The 20,082-nt window shown below is 74.4% G+C and carries 22 protein-coding genes; 6 read left to right on the forward strand and 16 right to left on the reverse strand.

All coding sequences use genetic code 11. The features are described from left to right. Positions 1 to 197: 197 nt before the first annotated feature. From FHX32_RS15520 to FHX32_RS15530, 3 genes are all read right to left on the reverse strand, one after another. Complete coding sequence (locus tag FHX32_RS15520) at positions 198 to 1,466, reverse strand: JmjC domain-containing protein (protein WP_167183053.1); 1,269 nt, start codon at positions 1,464 to 1,466, stop codon at positions 198 to 200. Positions 1,467 to 1,476: 10 nt separating this feature from the next. After that, on the reverse strand, positions 1,477 to 1,764 hold the full coding sequence (locus FHX32_RS15525; RefSeq protein WP_167183056.1) for a hypothetical protein: 288 nt from the start codon (positions 1,762 to 1,764) through the stop codon (positions 1,477 to 1,479). Between the two features lie 126 nt (positions 1,765 to 1,890). Continuing rightward, the gene (locus FHX32_RS15530) at positions 1,891 to 3,321 is read right to left on the reverse strand and encodes a glycoside hydrolase family 10 protein (RefSeq protein WP_167183059.1); all 1,431 of its coding nucleotides are present in this window, start codon (positions 3,319 to 3,321) and stop codon (positions 1,891 to 1,893) included. 246 nt (positions 3,322 to 3,567) lie between these two features. Here FHX32_RS15530 and FHX32_RS15535 point away from each other — a divergent pair, with 246 nt between their 5' ends. Together FHX32_RS15535 and FHX32_RS15540 are read left to right on the forward strand one after the other, a co-directional pair. Next, entirely contained in the window at positions 3,568 to 4,320 is a 753-nt protein-coding gene (locus FHX32_RS15535; RefSeq protein ID WP_167183062.1) for a PIG-L deacetylase family protein, read from the forward strand. A 7-nt stretch (positions 4,321 to 4,327) separates the two neighbouring features. Beyond that, complete coding sequence (locus FHX32_RS15540; RefSeq protein WP_167183066.1) at positions 4,328 to 4,744, forward strand: DUF72 domain-containing protein; 417 nt, start codon at positions 4,328 to 4,330, stop codon at positions 4,742 to 4,744. Positions 4,745 to 4,790: 46 nt separating this feature from the next. Here FHX32_RS15540 and FHX32_RS15545 read toward each other — a convergent pair whose 3' ends face one another. The 7 genes from FHX32_RS15545 to FHX32_RS15575 all read right to left on the reverse strand — a co-directional run bounded on the left by FHX32_RS15545 (position 4,791) and on the right by FHX32_RS15575 (position 9,137). Next, the gene (locus FHX32_RS15545) at positions 4,791 to 5,219 is read right to left on the reverse strand and encodes a DUF2267 domain-containing protein (RefSeq protein WP_167183069.1); all 429 of its coding nucleotides are present in this window, start codon (positions 5,217 to 5,219) and stop codon (positions 4,791 to 4,793) included. Beyond that, positions 5,212 to 5,406, reverse strand: a complete 195-nt coding sequence (locus FHX32_RS15550) for a hypothetical protein (RefSeq protein ID WP_167183072.1) — start codon at positions 5,404 to 5,406, stop codon at positions 5,212 to 5,214. Before FHX32_RS15550 ends, FHX32_RS15545 begins: the two co-directional genes overlap by 8 nt. A 139-nt stretch (positions 5,407 to 5,545) precedes the next feature. Next, positions 5,546 to 6,421, reverse strand: a complete 876-nt coding sequence (locus FHX32_RS15555) for a DUF72 domain-containing protein (protein WP_167183074.1) — start codon at positions 6,419 to 6,421, stop codon at positions 5,546 to 5,548. Between the two features lie 48 nt (positions 6,422 to 6,469). After that, positions 6,470 to 6,868: a TraR/DksA C4-type zinc finger protein gene (locus FHX32_RS15560; RefSeq protein WP_167183076.1), complete on the reverse strand. Its 399-nt coding sequence runs from the start codon at positions 6,866 to 6,868 to the stop codon at positions 6,470 to 6,472. 172 nt (positions 6,869 to 7,040) lie between these two features. After that, complete coding sequence (locus FHX32_RS15565) at positions 7,041 to 7,673, reverse strand: nucleoside/nucleotide kinase family protein (RefSeq protein WP_167183078.1); 633 nt, start codon at positions 7,671 to 7,673, stop codon at positions 7,041 to 7,043. Between the two features lie 24 nt (positions 7,674 to 7,697). Beyond that, positions 7,698 to 8,306: a winged helix-turn-helix domain-containing protein gene (locus FHX32_RS15570; RefSeq protein WP_167183080.1), complete on the reverse strand. Its 609-nt coding sequence runs from the start codon at positions 8,304 to 8,306 to the stop codon at positions 7,698 to 7,700. A 453-nt stretch (positions 8,307 to 8,759) separates the two neighbouring features. Continuing rightward, a complete protein-coding gene (locus FHX32_RS15575; protein ID WP_167183082.1) occupies positions 8,760 to 9,137 on the reverse strand; it encodes a cupin domain-containing protein in 378 nt (125 codons plus the stop codon). Between the two features lie 61 nt (positions 9,138 to 9,198). Here FHX32_RS15575 and FHX32_RS15580 point away from each other — a divergent pair, with 61 nt between their 5' ends. Together FHX32_RS15580 and FHX32_RS15585 are read left to right on the forward strand one after the other, a co-directional pair. Further along, complete coding sequence (locus FHX32_RS15580; RefSeq protein WP_167183085.1) at positions 9,199 to 9,609, forward strand: ankyrin repeat domain-containing protein; 411 nt, start codon at positions 9,199 to 9,201, stop codon at positions 9,607 to 9,609. Between the two features lie 76 nt (positions 9,610 to 9,685). Further along, a complete protein-coding gene (locus FHX32_RS15585) occupies positions 9,686 to 10,651 on the forward strand; it encodes a DUF3500 domain-containing protein (protein WP_167183087.1) in 966 nt (321 codons plus the stop codon). A gap of 51 nt (positions 10,652 to 10,702) precedes the next feature. Here FHX32_RS15585 and FHX32_RS15590 read toward each other — a convergent pair whose 3' ends face one another. The 6 genes from FHX32_RS15590 to FHX32_RS15615 form a co-directional block, all read right to left on the reverse strand. Beyond that, positions 10,703 to 11,473 (reverse strand): class I SAM-dependent methyltransferase, encoded by a 771-nt coding sequence (locus FHX32_RS15590; protein WP_167183090.1) that lies wholly within the window; start codon positions 11,471 to 11,473, stop codon positions 10,703 to 10,705. A 96-nt stretch (positions 11,474 to 11,569) separates the two neighbouring features. Beyond that, a complete protein-coding gene (locus tag FHX32_RS15595) occupies positions 11,570 to 12,073 on the reverse strand; it encodes a DUF2231 domain-containing protein (protein WP_167183093.1) in 504 nt (167 codons plus the stop codon). A 76-nt stretch (positions 12,074 to 12,149) separates the two neighbouring features. Then, positions 12,150 to 12,890 carry a GAF and ANTAR domain-containing protein gene (locus tag FHX32_RS15600; RefSeq protein ID WP_167183097.1) on the reverse strand — a complete coding sequence of 247 codons (741 nt, stop codon included), beginning with the start codon at positions 12,888 to 12,890 and terminating at the stop codon, positions 12,150 to 12,152. A gap of 177 nt (positions 12,891 to 13,067) precedes the next feature. Next, positions 13,068 to 15,359 carry an accessory Sec system translocase SecA2 gene (gene secA2 / locus FHX32_RS15605; protein ID WP_167183100.1) on the reverse strand — a complete coding sequence of 764 codons (2,292 nt, stop codon included), beginning with the start codon at positions 15,357 to 15,359 and terminating at the stop codon, positions 13,068 to 13,070. A 157-nt stretch (positions 15,360 to 15,516) separates the two neighbouring features. After that, a complete protein-coding gene (locus tag FHX32_RS15610; protein WP_167183103.1) occupies positions 15,517 to 16,605 on the reverse strand; it encodes a zinc-binding dehydrogenase in 1,089 nt (362 codons plus the stop codon). Further along, positions 16,598 to 17,608: a Gfo/Idh/MocA family protein gene (locus FHX32_RS15615; protein ID WP_167183106.1), complete on the reverse strand. Its 1,011-nt coding sequence runs from the start codon at positions 17,606 to 17,608 to the stop codon at positions 16,598 to 16,600. Before FHX32_RS15615 ends, FHX32_RS15610 begins: the two co-directional genes overlap by 8 nt. Positions 17,609 to 17,833: 225 nt before the next feature. On the opposite strand from FHX32_RS15615, the gene FHX32_RS15620 reads away from it, so the two are divergent. After that, positions 17,834 to 18,814: a glucosyl-3-phosphoglycerate synthase gene (locus tag FHX32_RS15620; protein ID WP_486481230.1), complete on the forward strand. Its 981-nt coding sequence runs from the start codon at positions 17,834 to 17,836 to the stop codon at positions 18,812 to 18,814. A 70-nt stretch (positions 18,815 to 18,884) separates the two neighbouring features. Further along, entirely contained in the window at positions 18,885 to 20,042 is a 1,158-nt protein-coding gene (locus FHX32_RS15625; protein WP_167183112.1) for a glycosyltransferase, read from the forward strand. Positions 20,043 to 20,082: the final 40 nt, after the last annotated feature.

Consider the following 20,082-nt stretch of genomic DNA (forward strand, 5'->3'; position numbering starts at 1 on the left):
TTCGTGTAGAGGTCGGAGGCCGGAGCACGCCGGCCGATGCGACCAGGAGGAGCGTGTGATGCGCCAGTACCTGCTGAACGTGATCCAGCCCGACGGGGACGCCCCGCCGCCACCGGAGTTCCTGGAGCCGATCACCGCCTGAGCGGCGGCCACCAGCCCTGGTACGCCGGCGGGGGCACGCCCCCGCCGGCGCCGCCTCAGGCGGGGACCAGCACCGCCTCGCGCAGCAGCCGGCGGGCGAGCACCAGCCGGTCGGCGTCGTCGTCGAGGCCGGGCAGGTCACCGACCCTGCCGACCGCGCCGGTGAGCAGGGCGCGCACCGCCGGCGCGCACTGCCCGGGCAGGGTGATGGTCCGGTCGAACAGCCGCAGCGCGACCTGGTCGCCCTGCGGGGCGAGGTGCCAGCGCAGCCCGGCGCGCGGGGCGAGCCGGCTGTCGGCGTCCAGCGCGGCGAGCGCGGCGGCCTGCGCGAGCGGGCGGATCGGCGCGGGCCGGGCGGCGGGCCAGGCCCGCTGCCGTAACCGGCCGGCCACCGCTGCCGGGTCGGCGCGCAGCAGCCAGTCGCGCAGCGCCTCCACCGTCTCGGTGAGCTCCGGCTCGATGGCGTCCGGGTCTGCCACGTCGACCCCGAACGGCAGCGTCGCGCGCAGCCGCTGGTCGTCCGCGGCGAGCGCGAGCAGCGCCTCGACCAGCGCGTACCGGGTCAGCGCCCGGACCCCGACGGTCAGGTGCAGCGAGCTGGACTCCTGCGCCTGCGCGCTGTGCAGCCAGCCGCGCGGGAGGTAGAGCGCGTCGCCGGGGGCGAGCACCACGTCCAGCGCCGCCGGTCCCCGAGCGGTGGCGGAGACCTCGTCGGCCCGGCCGCCCCAGGGCTGCTTCTCCAGCGGATCGGGCAGCACCGGCGGGTGGATCCGCCAGTGCTTGCGGCCGTCGACCTGGAGCACGAAGACGTCGTGGGTGTCGTAGTGGGTGGCGAAGCCCTGGCTGCCGGCAGGCGTCAGGTAGGCGTTGACCTGCAACGGCTGCCCGACGGCGGTGCCGAGGTCGCGGGTGAAGTCGATCAGGGCCGGCCAGGTGCGGTGCAGGCCCTGCAGCACCAGGGTGGCCCCGCCGGCGTACAGCTCGAGTACCCGCTCGTCGAGGACCTGGTCGCCGATCTCGGCGCCCGCGCCGCCGCCGCCGGTGAACCGCGCCGCCGGCACCAGCTGGCCGTCCTTGGCGACCCGCAGGAACGGCGTACGCAGGCCGCGCCGGCTGAGCAGTTCGTCGGCGTCGGCGGGGCTGAGCAGGTCGGTGAAGCCGGCCGGGTTGGGCAGCTCGTCGGCGCGGGACAGCAGCGGGGTCTGTCCCCAGTGGGCGGCGGCGAACTTGGCCGGCTCGACCGAGACGCAGCGGGCCAGCGCGGCGGCGGCCGCGGCCGGGACCGCCGGGCGGCCGTGGCCGCCCGGCGGGTCGATGTGCGTCATGGCGTACGGCTCAGGCGCTGCCGTCGGCGCCGCCGTCCTGCTGACCCGGGGTCGCGCCACCGTCGGCCGGGCCCTCCGCGCCGCCGTCGGCGCCGCCGTCCTGCTGGCCCGGGGTCGCCCCGCCGTCGGCCGGGCCCTCGGCGCCCTGGTCCGCACCCTGGTCGGCGCCCCGCTCGGCACCGCGGTCGGCACCGCCGTCGGCGCCGCCGTCCTGCTGGCCCGGGGTCGCGCCACCGTCGGCCGGGCCTTCCAGGCCGCCGCCGGAGGTGGTCTGCATGTCGTCGTCGTTGAGTGCCATGGGTGCTCCTCGGGTGTGCCGCCCCGCCGTGCGCCGGGGTCCGTCGTGCAGCGGGTGGTACCCCACGCTGGATCTTCTCTAACCACACGGTAGACGCCCGGCGGGGCCGGCACGGGCGGTTCGCCGTCAGCCCGTACGGCAGGCCGAGCCGTTGAGGGTGAAGCCGGTCGGCGTCGGGTTGCTGCCGCCGTGGGTGCCCTGGAAGCCGAAGTTGACCGTGCCGCCGGCCGGCACCGTGCCGTTCCAGCTGGCGTTGCGAGCGCTCACCTGGGAGCCGGACTGGGTGACGGTGGCGTTCCAGGCGTTGGTGACCCGCTGCCCGGCGCCGAAGGTGAAGCCGACGGTCCAGCCGTTGATCGCGCTGGCGCCGTCGTTGCGTACCCGGACCTCGGCGGTGAAGCCGGTGTTCCAGGTGTTCGGCACGTAGGTCACGGTGCAGCCGCCGCCCGGCGTCGGGGTGGTGGGCGTCGGGCTCGGCGTGGTCGGGGTGGGCGTGACGCCGCCACCGAGCGCCTCGGCCACCGCCTGGTACGCCGGCTTGGGCGCGTAGTTCTCGTCCCAGATCAGCGCGGCGCCCTGGCCGGGGAAGACGTCCGGGATCCAGGAGTAGCGGTCGGTGATGCCCCAGGTGGTGACGCCCGCGCACCGGGTCACCGCGAGGCAGGCGCTGACCACCTTGCGGTAGTCGGCGGCCTGGGTGGCCAGGTTGGCCGCGCTCGGCGGGGTGGGCATCCGGATGTCCAGCTCGGTGATCCGCACGTCCACGCCCAGGTCGGCGAAGCGCTGCAGGTTGCTCTGCAGGTCGCCGGGGACCTGCCCGACGATCAGGTGCGCCTGGAAGCCGACGCAGTCGATCGGCACACCGCGGGCCCTGAAGTCGCGGACCAGGTTGTAGATCGCTGTGCTCTTCGCGTTCACGCCGTCGGTGCTGTAGTCGTTGATGCAGAGCTTGGCGGCCGGGTCGGCGGCGCGGGCGGCGCGGAACGCCTCCTCGATCCAGCCGTCGCCGAGGCGCTGCTGGAAGATGCTGTCCCGGCGCCCGCCCGAGCCGCCGTCGGCGAACGCCTCGTTGACCACGTCCCAGGCGACCACCTTGCCGCGGTAGTGGCCGGCCACGCCGGCGATGTGGTCGAGCATGGCCTGGCGCAGCTCGGTGGCGGACAGGCCGCTGACCCAGCCGGGCAGCTGGGAGTGCCAGACCAGGGTGTGGCCGTAGAGCCGCTTGCCGCCGGCGGCGGCGTAGCTGGCCACCGCGTCGCCCTGGGCGAAGCTGAACTGCCCCCGGTTGGGCTCGGTGGCGTCCCACTTCATCGCGTTCTCGGCGACCACCAGGTTGAACTCGGCGTCGGCGAGCTGCCGGTACGCGGACTCGTTGAGCCGGTTCGGGTCGATGGCGACACCGATGTCCCGGCCCTTGGCGTCGGCCAGGGCTTTCAGGGTGGTGGCGGCGTCGGCGGGGCCGGGCCGGGCGAAGCCGAGGCCGACGGCGACCACCGTGGCCAGGGCGAGGGCACCGGCCAGCAGGGCCGGTCGGGTTCGTGAACGGTGCGGGTGCATGCGGTCCCTGTCCTTCGTCGGGCCACCCGGAGGCGGCAAGTGGCGACGTCGGTCGATGGGAGCGCTTCCACATGCTGGCATCCCGGACCCGCCCCGTCAACCGGACCCGGCCGCACAGCCGCGGCGGCGACGTCGCGCCGGACGGCGCCACACGGGCCGCGGTGGCAGGATGGGGCGGGCCCGATCCGCTCGCGGCCGCCGTACGCGGTGCGGTGCCGCGACGAACCGGAGGAGCAGGAGGTGTCGATGACCGAGCCGACCGCGGTGTCCCCGCTGGAACCGGTGACCGAGGACTGGCAGCGCGCGCTGGCGGTGGTGGCCCACCCCGACGACCTGGAGTTCGGCGGGGCGGCGGCGATCGCCCGCTGGACCGCGCAGGGCAAGCGGATCGTCTACTGCCTGGTCACCAGCGGCGAGGCGGGCATCGACGGGATGCCGCCGGAGCGCGCCCGACAGGTGCGCGAGGAGGAGCAGCGGGCCTCGGCGGCGCTGGTCGGAGTGGACACCGTCGAGTTCCTCGGGCTGCCCGACGGTATCCTGGAGTACGGCGTGCCGCTGCGCCGCGCGATCGCCGAGGTGGTCCGCCGGCACCGGCCCGAGATCGTTCTCACCAACAACTTCCGGGACACCTGGGACGGCTCGTACACGCTCAACCAGGCCGACCACATCGCCACCGGGCGGGCGGTGCTGGACGCGGTCCGCGACGCCGGCAATCGGTGGGTCTTCTCCGAGCAGCTCACCGACGGGGTCGAGCCGTGGAACGGGGTGCGCCAGGTCTGGGCCGCCGCCTCGCCCCGCTCGGCGCACGGGGTGGACGTAACCGACACGTTCGCCCAGGGGGTGGCCTCGCTGCGGGCGCACCACGCGTACCTGACCGGGCTGGGTGACGGCAGCTTCGACGCCGAGGAGTTCCTGGAGGGGCTGGCCCGGCCGACCGGCACCCGGCTCGGCGTCCGCTACGGCGTCGCGTTCGAGGTGTTCCGCTTCGACCTGTGGTAGCCGCCGGATGATCCTGCTCGGCACCTCCGGGTGGCAGTACCGCGACTGGCGGGGCCGGTTCCACCCGACCGGGCTGCCCCAACGGCTGTGGTTGGAGCACTTCGCCGCCCGGTTCGCCACCGTGGGGGTCAACAACGCCTTCTACCGGCTGCCCGAACGGGACACCTTCGCCGCCTGGCGGGACCGCACCCCGGACGACTTCTGCGTCGCGGTGAAGATGCGCCGGCTGGCCGCCACGTTCAACGACCGGGAACCGGCGTACGTCTACTTCACCAACGACCCGGGCGGCGCGGCGCTGCTCGACGCGGTCGCCTTCGCCGGCCTGGCCGGTCGGGCCGGCCGGCGGGTCAGCCAGGTGCCGACGGTGCCGGAGGCCGCCAGCCAGGTGGGCCCGCCGGGGCCGGCCGGGGCCCGAGAACAGTGAGCGGCCCGCCCCACGCGGGTGGAGCGAGCCGTCGTCGAGGCGCCGGTCAGGGAATCATCCGGGCCATGTCCTTGGGCATGGTGTCCTTCACGTCCTGCCACTCGCCCTGGGTCACGTGCCGGCGCAGGGTGTCCAGCACCACCTGCACCACCCGCTCCGGGCCACCCTCGACGTCGTACGGGAAGCGCTGCCGCACCTCCAGCAGGAAGTCGTCCCGGTTCAGCTTGACCGGCACGTCCATCGGCTTCCAGCCGTCGAAGTAGACCCCGCGCACCACCACCGGCAACTGCGCGGCGAACTCCACGCTCTCCTGCACCGGCATCCGGTCGCGCAACAGGTGCAGCACCGTCCGCAGCGCGCAGTAGGACTGGTTGCGCTGCTCCTTCGGCCAGCCGTAGGCCTGCTCGATGTCCCGCAGTATCTCGTTGGTCTTCTGCATCGAGGACTCGATTGCCGACCGGAACTGCTCAGCCATCTCTCCACCCCCGTACCTCGGTATCCCACCACCGGTCGTCGTCGCGGCGGGGCGGCCCGACCGGGCCGCGCGGCTGCCGGGTCGGGCTGACCCGGCCGGCCCGCGGCACGTGCCGGGAGTCGCCGGACGACCCGACGACGTGCAGCACGGCACCCCGTCGTCGATCCGGTACCACCCGAACCGTCATCTCCAGCACCTCCGTGGTGTCGGTTCCGCGGCCGGCTCACGAGTCGACCGCACGCACCCTCGATGCTGCTCGCCGACCGGGTGAGGCCGCGTCACCCGGTCGGGGTGAGCCTCGCCGGCCCCGTCGCGCGTCGAGCCGCTCAGCCGTCGGTGTCGAGGAGCCCGGCCAGGGTGGCCGCGTTGGTCTGGGCGTAGTCGCGGTAGCAGTTGTTCATCAGCACGTGGGTCTGCTCGGTGGAGTCGGCCAGCTCGCGCAGCTTCGGCGCCCAGTCCCTCAGCTCCCGGTCGGAGTAGCGGTAGCCGAACTTCTCGTGGATGTCCTTACTGGTCCACTTGTCGCTGTGCCCGTGGAAACGCACCACCGCCAGGTCCGCGGTGGCGGCCAGCACCGGGGGCACCGACGAGCGGTGCCCCTGCGGCATGTCCACGCAGACGTACGCCAGCCGGTGCTGGCGCAGGAAGGACAGCGTCTCGGCGGCGTTGGAGCCGTCGAACCAGGACGCGTGCCGGAACTCGAAGACCGGCAGCAGCGGGGCGCAGCGGCGCTCCACCTCGAGCAGGTACTGCTTGTTGTCCCGCTTGATGGTGAACCAGGGCGGGAACTGGAACAGCAGCGCGCCGAGCCGGCCCGCCTCGACCAGCGGGTCCAGCGCGCTGAGGAACCGCGTCCAGACCTCCTCGTACGCCTGCGGCGGCAGGTCGTCCGGGTAGAGGTTGCGCTTGTCGGTGTCCGGGCGCAGGTCCTTGTAGAGCGCGGACACCTTCGTCGGGTGTCCGGTGAGCAGGCTGAACGCCTTGACGTTGAAGGTGAAACCGGCCGGGGTGCGCTCGGCCCACAGCCGTGCCGTCCGCTCGGCCGGCGGCGAGTAGTAGGTGGCGTCCACTTCGACCAGCGGGAACTGCCGGGCGTAGTAGGCCAGCCGCTTCTCCGGCGTGTCGGCGGTCTGCGGATACCAGCCGGAGTCCAACAGGGTCCGGTCGGTCCAGGACGCGGTGCCCACCTTGATCTCACCCATGGGTGGAGTCCACCGCGTTCCGGACCGACCGGCAACCGCAGTCCGGGGTCAGGCGGCCCGCCGCTCCCGGTTCTGCTTGCACGTCACGCAGGTGGTGGCGGACGGGAAGATCTCCAGCCGCTCGACCGGGATCGGCGCGGAGCACCCCTCGCAGAAGCCGTAGGTGCCCTCCTCCAGCCGGGTCAGGGCGTGCTCGTACTGCGCACGGCGATCGAGGATGGTCCGCAGCAGGGACTGCGCGGTGTCCCGTTCGGCCGTCTTGGTGCCGCTGTCGGCCTGGTCGTCGCCGGCGGTGTCGCCGACCTCCACCAGCCGCAACACCTGGCTCTGCAGCACCGCCTGCTCGTACTCCGCGGACAGCTCGTCGTAGCGGGCCTGCAGGGAGCGCCGGATCTGGTCGATCTCCGCCTGGGATCGGCCCGTGTCGACCGTGTCGTGGACGAGCATCGCTGCCTGCCTTTCTGGGCCTCGTGGTTGCCTCGGGACGCCGGTGCGGTCCGCCCCGGCAACGGTGCTTCTCGCACGGGCGATCACCCGTGCTCTGTGAGCCGGGCGATTACCCACCCGCCGAAAGGATCAAACCGCCGATTTCCTGGGCGTTGAGGGGTGCCCGGGCCGCTTAGGCCGGCCGGGCCGGCTCCACCAGGGCCGGGTGGCGCGGATCGTCGACCCGGACCACCAGGTCGGCGAAGGTGGCCGGGGCGACCTCCTCGGCGTACCTGGCGAAGGCGGGCAGCGTCCACCGTTGGGCCGGGTCGGTGCGCCGGGCCAACGCGCCCGGGGACAGCGCCAGGTGCACGGCCACGTCGAAGGGCAACCCGCCGCCGAGCAGCAGCGCGCCGCTGACCAGCACCACCCCGCCGGGCGGCAGCTCGACGTAGTCGGCCCGGCTGGCCCGGTCGGTACGGGCGTCCCAGAGCGACGGCAGCACGCGCCCGGAGCCGCCCGGGCCGGCCGGGTCGAGCACCTCCCGGCGCAGCCCCGCCTCGTCGACCCAGCCCTCGTAGTAGGCGTCCGGATTGGTGCGGCCGTGCTCCAGCCGTACGGAGGCGGGGCGGAGGAAGTCGGCGGCGCGCACGTGCAGCACCGGCCGGCTCAGCGCGCGCAGCGGGTCGACCAGCGCCGCTGCCAGCTCGTCGGGGCCGGCGGCCGGTGCGCCGTCGACGGCCACCCGGAGCCGGCCCGGGGCGGCGGCGAACCGGTCGGCCAGTTCGGTGACGAGTCGCTCGGGTGAGATGGGACGGACGCGCACCCGACCCATCATGCCCGGGCCGGGTCAGCCGCTGCGGTCGATGGTGACCCGGGCGTCGTCGGCGAGCCGGTAGCCGACCCCGTAGACCGTGGTGACCAGCGGGACGTCCACGCCGACCTTGCCGCGCAGCCGGCGCACGTGCACGTCGACCGTGCGCACCCCGGCGTGCTCGTAGCCCCAGACCGCGTTGAGCAGTTGCAGCCGGGTGAACACCCGCCGGGGGTGGGCCACCAGGTGCAGCAGCAGGTCGAACTCCAGCCGGGTCAGCGGCAGCGGCTCGCCGTCGCGCAGCACCGACCGGGACGAGGCGAGGATGTGCAGGGCCGGGATGGTGGGGGCCAGCGGCCGGCCCGGCGAACGGTTGGCCGGCGCCGGGTCGGGGCGGCGCTCCACCGCCGGGGCGCCGGTGGAGATGATGCCCTCGCCCCGCTCGAGCAGCTCGCGGGCCGCCTCCAGCAGCCGGCGGGCCGGTGGGGTCAGCGACTCCTCGCAGGCCAGCGGGATGGACAGGGTGACGGTGAGCATCGGTGCGGCCGTGTTCGCGGGGCGGCGCTGGCCGCCGGGGGGTCGACCGGGGACCGCGGGTTGGGACGTATGCCATCCGGCGCGCGACGAGGCGGGGCTGACCGACATGGTCCTCCTTGGCTGGTCCGGGTATCTCCCCACGGCCCGGGACGCCGCTTCATCGATGCTTCCCGGCGCCCGTGCGAGGGTCAAGGGGCGACTGCGTTGCATGAATGTGACAATCGACGAACACATCGGAGTCGAATGCTCGCTCTGCGTACGAAGCCAGATGATTACAGCAGAGTCGCCATCTTGACCCGATACGGGGGGTGCCCGCCCGGTTCACATTCGCCGCGCGTCGCCACCCACCGTGGCAGTTGAGGAGTTCTCAGGTGGCCGGGCACGCTCCCAGGTGGACGGACACCGTCCCGGCGGCGGGACATGTCGCCCGAAACACACGCCGCGGCGGGCGGCGCGGGCCCGTCGGGTGCGGCCGGCGTGGTGACCGGGTCAGCGGGTCGGTCGCTGTCGATCCGGTTTCGGACCGTCGGGGCGCCGGTCAGGGCCGTCGCGGATGCCGGGTCAGCGGCGGACCGGGGGCGCGACCCGGTAGCCGGGAACCGAGGGCCAGCGGACGGTCAGCACGACCGACTCCCGCTCGGCGTACCAGGAGTGGTCCACCCCGCGGCCCCACAGGACGTAGTCGCCAGGCTCGCCGAGCACCACCGTCCGATCCGGCAACTCCACCCGGAACCGTCCACTCACCAGCACCAGCAGCGCCGTGCGCCGCTCGCCGGTGGCCCACCGCGAGCGGGCCTCACCGGCCGGGTGCACACCCCACTTCACCTCGACGTCGGTGCTGTGCCGCACGTCGCCGGGCGGCATGAAGTGGCCGAGCAGCCAACCGGCGTTGGTCGCGCCGTCGACGCCCGCGTTGCCCACGTACACCCGTTCGTCCATGTCCCTCCCCCGATCACCGGGCGAGGAACCTACCAGGCGCCGGTCCGACCAACCTGGGCCGGTGACCGAGGAACTCGACGCCGAGACGCTGGCGTTCGCGCACCGGAGGTTCGACCTGGCCCGCGACGGCGCCACCGCGGAGCTGACCGGCTACGTCGACGCCGGGCTGCCGGTCAACCTGACCAACGACAAGGGCGACACGCTGCTGGTCCTCGCTGCCTACCACGCCCACCCGGACACCGTCGCCGCACTGCTCGACCGGGGCGCCGACCACTCCCGGACCAACGACCGCGGGCAGACCGCGCTGGCCGCTGCGGTGTTCCGCCGCAGTACGGAGGCGGTGCGGGCGCTGCTCGCCGCCGGCGCCGACCCGGATCACGGCAGCCCGTCCGCGGTGGACACCGCGGGCTTCTTCGACCTGCCGCAGATGCTCGCGCTGCTGCGCCCCGAGAGCGGCCCGGCCACCGGCTGAGCCCGGGCCGTCCACCGACGGTGCCGGGGTGGGCCGAGCCCCGGCGCGATCGGGCCGGGGCCGGTATACAGAGGCGGTGGAGGATCCCCTGCCCGAACAGATGCGCGCCGCCGGCACGGCGCTGCTCGCCGCGTTGGACGAGCCGGCCCGCGAGCGTGCGACCTACCGGTTCGACGACGATGCCGCCCGGCACTGGTTGGAGTACCGGCCGCGGCCCCGGCCCGGGGTCAGCCTGGCCGACCTCGACGCGGCCGGACGCAAGGCCGCGCACCGGCTGCTCGCCACGGCCTTGAGTCCGACAGCGTACGCGCAGGCCATGACGATCGTCGCGCTGGAGGAGGTGCTGGACCGGGCCGAGGGGTGGCGCCGGGGCCGGCGCAGCGACGACTACTGGGTGGCCGTCTTCGGCGACCCGGCGCGCGACGACCGCTGGGCGTGGCGGGTCGAGGGGCACCACCTTTCGGTGAGCATGACCGTGGTGGACGACCAGGTCTCCCCCGCGCCGATCTTCTTCGGCGCCAACCCGGCGGCCGTCCGGTACGGGGGCCGCCCGGTGACCCGGCCGCTCGGCGTGGAGGAGGATCTCGCCCGGGCGCTGCTGGACGCGCTCGACCCGGCGGGGCGGGCCGCCGCGGTCATCGCCGACGAGGCCCCCGGGGACATCATCAGCGCCACCCGCCCCCGGGTGGACGCGCCGCTGGAGCCGCTCGGCGTACCGGGCGACCGGCTCGGGCCGACCTCCCGGGCGCTGCTGGACCAGCTGGTCGCGCTCTACCTGGACCGGCTCCCCCCGGAGCTGGCCGTCCGGGAGGCGCGCCGGCTGGCTGGCGGGGAGCTGCACTTCGCCTGGGCCGGCCCCACCCGTCCGGGCCAACGCCACTACTACCGGGTGCAGGGCGACGACCTGTTGATCGAGTACGACAACACCACCGACGACGGCAACCACGCGCACACCGTGCTCCGCCGCCCCGCCAGCGACTTCGGCCAGGACGTCCTGGCCGCCCACCACACCCACACCCACACCGGCCCCGGACCGCGTTGATCATGAGGTTGGCGGCACCGACGGAGATCGACATCGCCGCCAACCTCATGATCAACGGGGCGGTCCGGGGCGGTGGGCCTCGATGAGGAACCGGCGGGCGTGGGCGACGAAGGGGCCGTCGGTGCGGATGCGGTGGTGCAGCCGGGCCAGTTGGGAGCGGTAGCGGTCCACGGTGAAGCCGGGGACGGTCCAGACCACCTTGCGCAGGAACCAGACCACCGCGGCGATGTCGTGGAACACCGTGCGCAGGGTGGCCTGGCGCAGATTCACCACGGTCAGCCCGGCCGCCCGGGCGGCGGCCACCGCCTGCTCGGGATGGCGCTCGGCCGGCGGCGGCAGCGGCCCGAGGATCGCCTCGCTGAGCTCGCGGACGGTGCCCGGACCGATCTGCTGGGACAGGAACGTCCCGCCGGGGCGCAGCACCCGCGCCGTCTCGGCCCAGTCGGTGCGTACCGGGTGCCGGCTGACCACCAGGTCGAACGCGGCGTCCCGGAACGGCAGCGGGGCGTCCGGCGTGACCGCGACGACGCTCGCCCCCACCCGGCGCAGGACCCGGCGGGCCACCAGCACGTTCGGCGGCCAGCCCTCGGTGGCCACCAGCAGCCGGGGCGGGTGCGGCACCTCGGCCAGCACCTCACCGCCGCCGGTGTCCACGTCCAGGGCCGCGTCCGCGGCCACCATCCGGGCGGCGACCAGGCGGGCGTACCCCCAGGGCGGCCGTTCCTCGGTGGCCCGGCCGGCCAACCAGTCGAAGGCCCAACCCTCGACCGGGGCGGCCACCCCCTCGGCGATCAGGTCCTCGAAGCTCGGCTCGGTGGTCATCGGGCCAGCCTGGCCGGGCAGGACCCCGGCGGCAACGCAATTGCCGCGGCCGGCCGGACGCCGTCGCGGTCCCGCCGCCGGGTGAGCCTGCGCGGGTCAGGAGCGCGGCGGGACGATCTCGGCCGTCGAGCCGGTCACTCCGTTGAGTGCGTTGAACGTGGTCGCCTCGGCCCGCCGGCCGGCGTCGAACTGCCGCATCAGCCGGGCACCGAGCCGTACCCCGATCCCGCCGACGGCGAGCGCGACCACCTCGGTCAGCAGCAGCACCACCGACGCGCCGCGCTGTGGCGCGTCCGCGCGGATCAGGCAGCCGATCAGGAACAGGCCGGCCATCGCCGTGTTGACCAGGTTGAAGGTGACAGCGGTCCGGCGGGTCCGGTCGCCCGGGACGTCCCACAGGTCGATCATGCCGGCGATCGCGGTGAGCCCGGCGGCCACCAGCGCGGCGACCGCCGTCCAGTAGCCGACCTCGCCGAGGAAGGCGGGCCCGCCGAAGACGTCGGTCAGGTCGAAGACGGTCGCGCTGACGAAGAGCCCGTAGGGGAACGTCACCAGCATCGGTTGGATCGGGTGCCCCCGCACCCGCAGCCGGCTCTGCATCGGTCCTCCCCCTGGTCGTGGCTCAGTCCATCGGTCCAGGGTGCTACCCGGGCGCCAACCGGGCGAAACGACGCGCTCAGCCGTTCCGTTGCCGGGAGACCGTGCTGACCAGCCGCTCGGCCACCTCGCGCAGCGGGATGGACAGCGACGACGCGGCGGTGCGCAGCACCTCCAGCGCCTCCGGTGCCGGGCAGCCGCGCTGCGTCATGATCACCCCGATCGCCTGCCCGACCACCCCGTCGCCGAGCAGCGACGAGTCCCGCTCCCCGGCCAGCGCGGCCTGCCGGGCCCGGTCCCGGACCGCGGCCAGCAGCAGCCCGGCGTGCTCGGCCAGCAGCATCGCGGTGAGCTGGTGGCCGGTGCTGAGCGCGTCGGAGGCGCCGGCGTACAGGTTGATCGCGCCGACCACCTGCTCGTCCACGTCGACCGGAGCGGAGATCACCCCGTGCACGCCGAGGTCGCGGGCCCGGAGCGTCCAGGTCGGCCAGCGCCGCTCCCGGCCCAGATGCTCGGAGCGGATCATCTCCCGGCGCCGGATCGCCTCCATGGCCGGGGTGTCCGGGCCGTGCCGCAGGTCGTCGAGGCCGGCAAGCCGGGCGTCCGAGGCGGCCACCCCGGCCGGTTCCCCGGCCCGCAGCGCGGTGAAGCCGCACCAGGTGACCCCGTCCACGGCGTCCCGGGTGATCCGCACCAGGGCGGTGAGCGCCTCGTCGAAGTCGTCCACGGCGATCAGGCCGGCGGTCAGTTCCCGCAGCAGCGCGGCGGTCTCCAGCACCCCGAGCGTCTCGACGGCCGGCACCCGCGTGTCCAGGTTCACCGGTCCACAGCCTCCGCCGCCCCCGAACGCCCAGCCGGTGCTGTCATCACGCGTGCCATCCTCTTGATCTCCCGACGCTACGGCCCCGGCGTACTACCCCAGCGAACATGGGTCGAAACGGCCTAAAGGGGGCCCCGGCCGGGCGCGCGAACGCCCCAGCCGCCGGCCCCCGTGGCCTCAGCGGGACGCGCCGGTGAGCCGCCGCCCGACCGAGGCGATCAGCCGGTCGAGCTCGGAGCCGAACGGGTTGTCGTGCACCAGGTACGTCCAGGTGGCGCTCGGCCGGACCAGCTTCGCCGCGTCCGGCTCCCAGTCCTCGTCGAACTCGGTCTCCTCGAACGTGGCGATGGTGCGCTTCTCGATCTCCGGGACCAGGTCGTTGAACGCCGGCACCGCTGCCCGGTGGAACTCGTCCAGCGGGTCGAGGCGACCCAGCGCGCGCAGGTGCACGCCCTCACGGACCTCGGACAACTCGGCCAGGTGGTCGGCCCAGAGCCGGTCGAGGTGGTAGAGCGCGATCGACCGGGCGACGCGGGCGAGCAGGTCCTCGTCCATCTCGCCGGCCTTGTCCGGCACCTTGTCCAGCAGCATCAGCGCCGCCACGTCGGTGGTCAGCAGCCGCTCGCGCCGCTCGGCGAGCGCCTTGCGCTGCTGCTCGATGACCACGCTGTAGCGCCACGTGTTGCGGTGGATCTCGTGGTTGACGCCCTCGGCGACCCGCTGGGCGTGCTCGACGGCGTAGTCCACCAGCTCGTCGGTGACCAGGCCGTCGGCGTTCATCCGGGGCGACGGCGGGACGGTGTCCCCGGCGTGCCGGACCACCAGGTCGTCCTCCAGGCTGACGAAGAAGACCGACCCGCCCGGGTCGCCCTGCCGGCCGGCCCGGCCGCGCAGCTGGTCGTCGACGCGCCGACTGTCGTGCCGACCGCTGCCGATCACGTACAGGCCGCCGAGCTCGGCGACCCGGTCCCGGTCGGCCTGGTCGCTGCCGCCGAGCCGGATGTCCACACCCCGGCCGGCCATCTGGGTGGAGACGGTCACCGCGCCGTACGCGCCGGCCTCGGCGATGATCGCCGCCTCCTCGTCGTCGTTCTTGGCGTTGAGCACCACGCAGGGCACCCCGGCGGCGTTCAGGCCGGCGGCCAGCCCCTCGGACTCCTTGACATCCAGCGTGCCGACCAGCACCGGCCGCCCGCGCTCGTGGTTGCGCTTGATCTCGTCGATCAGCGCCTCCTCCTTCTCGGCCCGGGTGGCGTAGATCCGGTCCGGCTCGTCCTCACGGACGCACGGGGTGTTCGGCGGGATCACCGCGACCTCGAGGCCGAAGAACTCGCGTAGTTGGTCGCCGACCAGCACCGCGGTGGCGGTCATGCCGCACACCTTCGGGTAGAGCGCGATGTACGCCTGCACGGCGATGGTGCCCAGCACCTCGCCCTCGGCGGTGGCGTCCAGCCCCTCCTTGGCCTCCACGGCCGCCTGGAGCCCGTCCGGCCAGCGGCGGCGCTGGGCGACCCGGCCACGCATCTCGTCGATCAGCTCGACGGAGCCGTCCCGGACGATGTAATCCACGTCGCGGTGCAGCAGGGCGTGCGCGTGCAGCGCCACGTTCACCGCGGAGAGCTGCTCGACGTGCTCCTCGTCGTACAGGTCGATGCCGAGCTTGGCCTCGACGGCGGCGAGGCCGGCGGAGGTGAAGGCGACGCTGCGGCCGTCCTCGGCCACCGTGTAGTGCTTGCCCTTGCGCAGCCCGCGGACCAGGGCGGCAGCCGTGTGCACCGGGTCCTGCTCGCCGGGCACCGCGCCGGCCAGCACCATCGGCACCCGCGCCTCGTCGATCAGGATCGAGTCGGCCTCGTCGACGATCGCGGTGCGCAGCGCCGGCTGCACCCGGTCGGCGATGTCGGTGACCAGCTGGTCGCGCAGGTAGTCGAAGCCGGCCTCGCTGACCGAGACGTAGGTGACGTCGCAGGCGTACGCGTCGCGGCGCTCCTGCGGGGTGGAGGCCTCGTTGACCCAGCCCACGGTGAGGCCGAGCAGGGTGTAGACCGGCTCCATCCACTGGGCGTCGCGGCGGGCCAGGTAGTCGTTGACGGTGAGCACGTGCACCGGCCCGTTGCCCAGCCGGACATGCCCGTACGCGGCGATGGTGGCGGTGAGCGTCTTGCCCTCACCGGTGGCCATCTCGGCGACCTTGCCGGAGAGCAGCGACATCGCGCCGAGCAGCTGCACGTCGTACGGCCGCTGGTCGAGGCCGCGACGGGCGGCCTCGCGGCCGATCGCGCAGATCTCCTCGTAGCCCTCGGCCCGGCCGGCGGCCTCGGTCAGCTCGACGTCGTCGAGCGCCGACAGCTCCTCCTCGCGGGCCTCGATGGCCGGCAGCAGCTTCTCCAGCGGCGCCAGGTCGACCGTCGTTCCCGGGCGCTGGAGGAACCGGCGGAACCTGGTCTTCAACCGTTGCGACACACCCATGAGCGGCAACGGTACGCGACCCGACTGACCTTGGGCGGCCCGCCCGGCCGCGGGGCGCACCGCCCAATTCCCGCGATCTTGCACTCGATGCCCTGGCGAATGCCGCAAATGCCCCAGAACAGGACCGAAACTGCAAGATCGCGGCGAGGGGCGGCAACTACGCGGTGAGCACCACCTGGAGTTCCTGGCGGCGCCTCTCGGCGAGGTCGGTCAGCAGTGCGGGCGCCTCCTCGAACGGCACCACGGCCGAGACCAGATGCTTGCGGATCAGGTCCCCGTACGCACGCAGCAGGTCGATCGTGTCGGCGGAGAGCCGTTCCCGGTCCCAGGTGGGGGCGAGCCCGCGGGGCACCCGGCCGATCTGGGCGCAGCGCAGCGACAGCCCGTTGTGGTGGAACTCCTCGCCGAGCCGGACCGCGTCCGCGCCGGCCTGATAGAAAGCCAGGTCGATCACGGTGCCCTGCGAGCGAAGCAGGCGCAGCGCCAGGTGCAGCGCCCAGGCCTGACCCCGGCACTGGAACACCACGTCGGCCCCCCGGTCGCCGGCGGTGTGCGCCCAGCGGGTCTTGAGCACCACCGCCGGGTCGTCGGCCTCCGGGTCGAGGGTCTCCAGGCCGAGCGCCTCGGCGACCTCCCGCCGCTGCGGGGTCGGGTCGAGCACCACCACCGAGGCGGCACCGTGCCGGCGGGCGAACAGCGCGGTGAGCAGGGCGACCACCCCGCTGCCGACCACCGCCACCCGGTGCCCGCGCACCCCGTCGCCGAGCCCGCGCACGTCCGTGCCGTACCGGTCGGCGCCGGCGTGCAGCAGGCCGTTGGCGCAGATCGGACCCATGTGCGCGACGTAGACGCCGAGCAGCGGGTCCAGGTCGTCTGGGAGCGGGACGAACCGCTCGGCGAGCGGGTCGGCGACGTGCCCGGTGCGGTGGCCGTAGGTCATCGCGCCGACGGCGCCGACCCGGACCGCCGGGGTGGCGCTCTCCACCACCTCGGCCACCTGCATGTAGCCCAGCCGGGTCACCGGGTACGGGGTGCTCGCCGGGCCGGGCTGGAACAGCCCCAGGTCGGCGTTCCAGGTGACGTTGAGGTACGGGTTGGTGCCCTTCACGTAGCTCAGCTCGGTGCCGGCGGAGACCCCGCTGAACAGGGTGCGGACCCGAAAGGTGCCCGGGCGCAGCTCGGCGGCGTCCTGCTCGACCAGCTCCACCCGGCCGGGGCCGGGCACCGTGACCACCTTGTCACGCATCGACCGTCACCCCCGTCGACAGGGTCGCCGGGGCGGCCGGCGCGGCCAGTCGGACGGGCGCGCCGGTGCGGGCCGAGTCGGCCACCGCGACCGCCAGCCGCTGGGTGCCCAGCGCCTCGGCGTACGGGACCCGGATGTCGTCGCCGACGCCGCGCACCGCGTCGACGAACGCCCGGTCGACGGCGACCCGCGCGGCGTCCGGGTCGGCCGGGAACCGGCGTTCCCCGTCGCCGTCCCGGACGACCAGGCCGTCCTCGGTCAGCGCCAGCGCCAGCCCGTCGGCGAGGATCTCCAGCCCGGCGCGGTGCTTCCAGCCGAGCACGCACGCGGCGGTCAGCGTGCCGACCGCGCCGCTGGTGAAGCGCAGCGCGGCGGTGGTGACCGAGTCGATGTCCGCCCCGTCGACCGGGGGCGGCGTCCCGTCGGCGTACGCGGTGACCTCGCTCACCTCGCCGGCCAGCACCCGGATCAGGTCCAGCACGTGCGCCGCCTGCTCGACCACCGGGCCACCCGACCGGTCCCGCCGCGACCACCAGGCCACCGGGGGGACCTTGTCCAGCCAGGCGCCGGCGACCATCCGCGCCGGCCGGCCGGCCAGCAGGTGGCGGGCCTGCTCCACCACCGGCAGGTAGCGCCAGTGGTGCCCGACCGCGGTCCGCAGGCCGCTCCGGGCGACCAGCTCGCCGATCCGCTCGGCGGTGGTCAGGTCGACCGCGACCGGCTTCTCCACGAACATCGGCAGCCCGGCGGCGATCACCGCCTCCTCCGCCGGCCCGTGCGCGAACGGCGGGACGCAGACGTACACCGCGTCCGGCCCGGCGGCGAGCAGCTCCTCGACGTCGGCGTAGGCCCGCGTGCCGTACGCGGCGGCCAGGTCCGAGGCGGCCGCCGGCAGCACGTCGGTCACCCCGATCAGCTCGACGTCGTCGAACCCGCCCAGCACCCTGGCGTGGCGTTGCCCCACCCCACCGGCTCCTACCAGTCCCACCCGGCACGTGCGCATCCGAGCCCCTTCCGCCCGCGGTCCACACCGTCGAGGTCAGCACTCCCCGTGGGTGGGCGCAATCAAACGTTCACGACCCGGGAACCCCCCGATGTCACGTTCGTGATCAGGCTGTCGGGGATGATCCGGTTAGCGCGTGGTGGGAAGTGGGAAAACCCTCCCTGGATTTTCCGCCTCGATCAGGGGGTGCCTGTGCGGAATACGGAATCGACGGTTTCGCCGGTGGTGGAGGCGTGGGCCACCTACCGGACGACGTCAGCGGCCGACTGGCCGGCGCGGCGGCTGCTGCGCGCCAAGGGTGACACCCGGGTCAGCGTGGTGCTGCCGGCCCGTAACGAGGAGGCCACGGTCGGCGCCATCGTGTCGACCATCCGGGAGCACCTGGTCGACCGGGTGCCGCTGGTCGACGAGCTGATCGTGGTCGATTCCCGGTCGACCGACCGCACCGCCCAGGTGGCCCGGGCCGCGGGCGCCGAGGTGGTCAGCCAGGACGCGATGACCCGGGGGCTGCCCCGGCTGACCGGCAAGGGCGACGCGCTCTGGGCCGGACTCGCCGCCGCCGAGGGGGATGTGGTGGCCTTCGTCGACGCCGACCTGCGGGAGTTCCGCCCGCACTTCGTGAGCGGGCTGATCGGCCCGCTGCTGACCGACCCGTCGGTCGACTTCGTCAAGGGCTTCTACCACCGGCCGCTGGTGGGGACGGCGGGGGTGGAGGCCGACGGTGGCGGCCGGGTGACCGAGCTGATGGCCCGGCCGGTGCTCAACCTGTTCTGGCCGGAGCTGGCCGGTTTCGTGCAGCCGCTGGCCGGCGAGTACGCCGGCCGCCGGGAGGTGCTGGAGCAGGTTCCCTTCGTCTCCGGTTACGGCGTGGAGACGGCCATGCTGATCGACCTGCTGGAGCTGGTCGGGCTGGACGCGCTGGCCCAGGTGGACCTCGGCGAGCGCAAGCACCGTCACCAGGACACCGCTGCGTTGGGTCGGATGTCGGCCCAGATCATGCTCACCGCGTGGTCGCGGTTGCAGCGGCGCGGCTGGGTCAGCCCCGGCGCCATGCCGGCCGCGCTGCTCACCCAGTTCCGGCGGGGCGGCTCGGAGGCGCTGCCGAACCTGGAGCGGGAGATCGTGGTCAGCGACGTCTCCATCGAGGAGCGCCCGCCGCTGGCGCAGCTGCGGCACCGGGTGCCGCGTCGTCGGGTGGCGGCGTGAAGCCCGGGCCGGCCGGCGGCCCGCCGGCAGCGGCGAACCCGGGTCCCGGTGCGGGACGGGGGGCGGCGCGATGAGCCTCACCGTGCTGATGAACGCCGGGCCGTGGCTGTCCGTGCCGCCGCCGGGCTACGGCGGGATCGAGAACGTGATCGCCACCCTGGTGCCGGAGCTGCGCCGGCTCGGCGTACGGGTGGTGCTCGCCTCGGTCCAGACCAGCACGCTGCCGGTCGACGAGCTGGTGTCGGTCTTCCCCGACGGGCAGTTCCCGCAGCTGCAGCGGCCGTACAACCAGGTCTGCGGCGTGGCCCAGGCGCACCTGGGCGGCGTGGTCCGGGCGCTCCGCTCGCGCGACGACATCGACCTGGTGCACGACCACGTGGAGGCGGTCGGGCTGGCCACCCTCGCCGCGATGGGCCCGGACGCTCCGCCCGCGCTGCACACCCTGCACTGGGACCTGGCCAAGCACCCGGAGCTCTACGGCGCCTTCGACGGCGGCGAACGGGTCCGGGTCAACGGCGTCTCCGCCGCCCAGCTGGCCCGGGCGCCCGAGGCGCTGCGGGCGCACTCGGTCGGGCACGTGCACCTGGCCACCCCGCTGGCGGTGGGCGCCGACCGCCGGCCGGCGGTGCGCAAGGGCGACTACGCGCTCATCCTCGGCCGGATCAACCCCGGCAAGGGCCAGGATCTGGGTGCCCGGCTCGCGCAGCGGGTCGGCGTACCGCTGGTGCTGGCCGGCCCGGTCGGCCCGTACCACCGGCCGGCGGACCTGGCCGCCGCCGGCGACGAGGCCCGGCAGAACCCCGACGTCCGGTTCTTCCTGGACGAGGTGGCCCCGCACGTGGACGGCGACCTGGTCCGCTGGGTCGGCACGGTGGCCGGGCAGGAGCGCGACGACCTGCTCGCCGGGGCCCGGGCCACGCTGTTTCCGCTGCGCTGGGAGGAGCCCGGCGGCACCGCGGTGGTCGAGTCGCTCGCGCTCGGCACGCCCGTGGTGGCGACCGCCCGGGGTTGCCTGCCGGAGCTGATCGAGCACGGCCGCACCGGGTTGCTCACCACCGACGAGGAGGAACTGGGCGAGCTGCTGCTGGCGGCCAGCCTGCTCGACCCGGACGAGTGCCGGCGGGAGGCCGGCGTACGGTTCACCCCGGCGGTGATGGCGCGGGAGTACGTGCGGCTCTACGACCAGGTCCGCCAGCGGGCCGCGGCCCGCCACCTGCAAATGGCCTGACCGGCGCCGGACGCCCACCCGGCCGGGTCCCGACTCGCGG

This window comes from Micromonospora sp. CNZ280, from assembly GCF_011759515.1.

What these genes read in the sequence shown, in the direction of transcription:
- FHX32_RS15520 (WP_167183053.1), bottom strand. Translation starts at nt 1,466, where the DNA reads ATGACGCACATCGACCCGCCGGGCGGCCACGGCCGCCCGGCGGTCCCG.
- FHX32_RS15525 (WP_167183056.1), bottom strand. Translation starts at nt 1,764, where the DNA reads ATGGCACTCAACGACGACGACATGCAGACCACCTCCGGCGGCGGCCTG.
- FHX32_RS15530 (WP_167183059.1), bottom strand. Translation starts at nt 3,321, where the DNA reads ATGCACCCGCACCGTTCACGAACCCGACCGGCCCTGCTGGCCGGTGCC.
- FHX32_RS15535 (WP_167183062.1), top strand. Translation starts at nt 3,568, where the DNA reads ATGACCGAGCCGACCGCGGTGTCCCCGCTGGAACCGGTGACCGAGGAC.
- FHX32_RS15540 (WP_167183066.1), top strand. Translation starts at nt 4,328, where the DNA reads ATGATCCTGCTCGGCACCTCCGGGTGGCAGTACCGCGACTGGCGGGGC.
- FHX32_RS15545 (WP_167183069.1), bottom strand. Translation starts at nt 5,219, where the DNA reads ATGGCTGAGCAGTTCCGGTCGGCAATCGAGTCCTCGATGCAGAAGACC.
- FHX32_RS15550 (WP_167183072.1), bottom strand. Translation starts at nt 5,406, where the DNA reads ATGACGGTTCGGGTGGTACCGGATCGACGACGGGGTGCCGTGCTGCAC.
- FHX32_RS15555 (WP_167183074.1), bottom strand. Translation starts at nt 6,421, where the DNA reads ATGGGTGAGATCAAGGTGGGCACCGCGTCCTGGACCGACCGGACCCTG.
- FHX32_RS15560 (WP_167183076.1), bottom strand. Translation starts at nt 6,868, where the DNA reads ATGCTCGTCCACGACACGGTCGACACGGGCCGATCCCAGGCGGAGATC.
- FHX32_RS15570 (WP_167183080.1), bottom strand. Translation starts at nt 8,306, where the DNA reads ATGTCGGTCAGCCCCGCCTCGTCGCGCGCCGGATGGCATACGTCCCAA.
- FHX32_RS15575 (WP_167183082.1), bottom strand. Translation starts at nt 9,137, where the DNA reads ATGGACGAACGGGTGTACGTGGGCAACGCGGGCGTCGACGGCGCGACC.
- FHX32_RS15590 (WP_167183090.1), bottom strand. Translation starts at nt 11,473, where the DNA reads ATGACCACCGAGCCGAGCTTCGAGGACCTGATCGCCGAGGGGGTGGCC.
- FHX32_RS15595 (WP_167183093.1), bottom strand. Translation starts at nt 12,073, where the DNA reads ATGCAGAGCCGGCTGCGGGTGCGGGGGCACCCGATCCAACCGATGCTG.
- secA2 (WP_167183100.1), bottom strand. Translation starts at nt 15,359, where the DNA reads ATGGGTGTGTCGCAACGGTTGAAGACCAGGTTCCGCCGGTTCCTCCAG.
- FHX32_RS15610 (WP_167183103.1), bottom strand. Translation starts at nt 16,605, where the DNA reads ATGCGTGACAAGGTGGTCACGGTGCCCGGCCCCGGCCGGGTGGAGCTG.
- FHX32_RS15615 (WP_167183106.1), bottom strand. Translation starts at nt 17,608, where the DNA reads ATGCGCACGTGCCGGGTGGGACTGGTAGGAGCCGGTGGGGTGGGGCAA.
- FHX32_RS15625 (WP_167183112.1), top strand. Translation starts at nt 18,885, where the DNA reads ATGAGCCTCACCGTGCTGATGAACGCCGGGCCGTGGCTGTCCGTGCCG.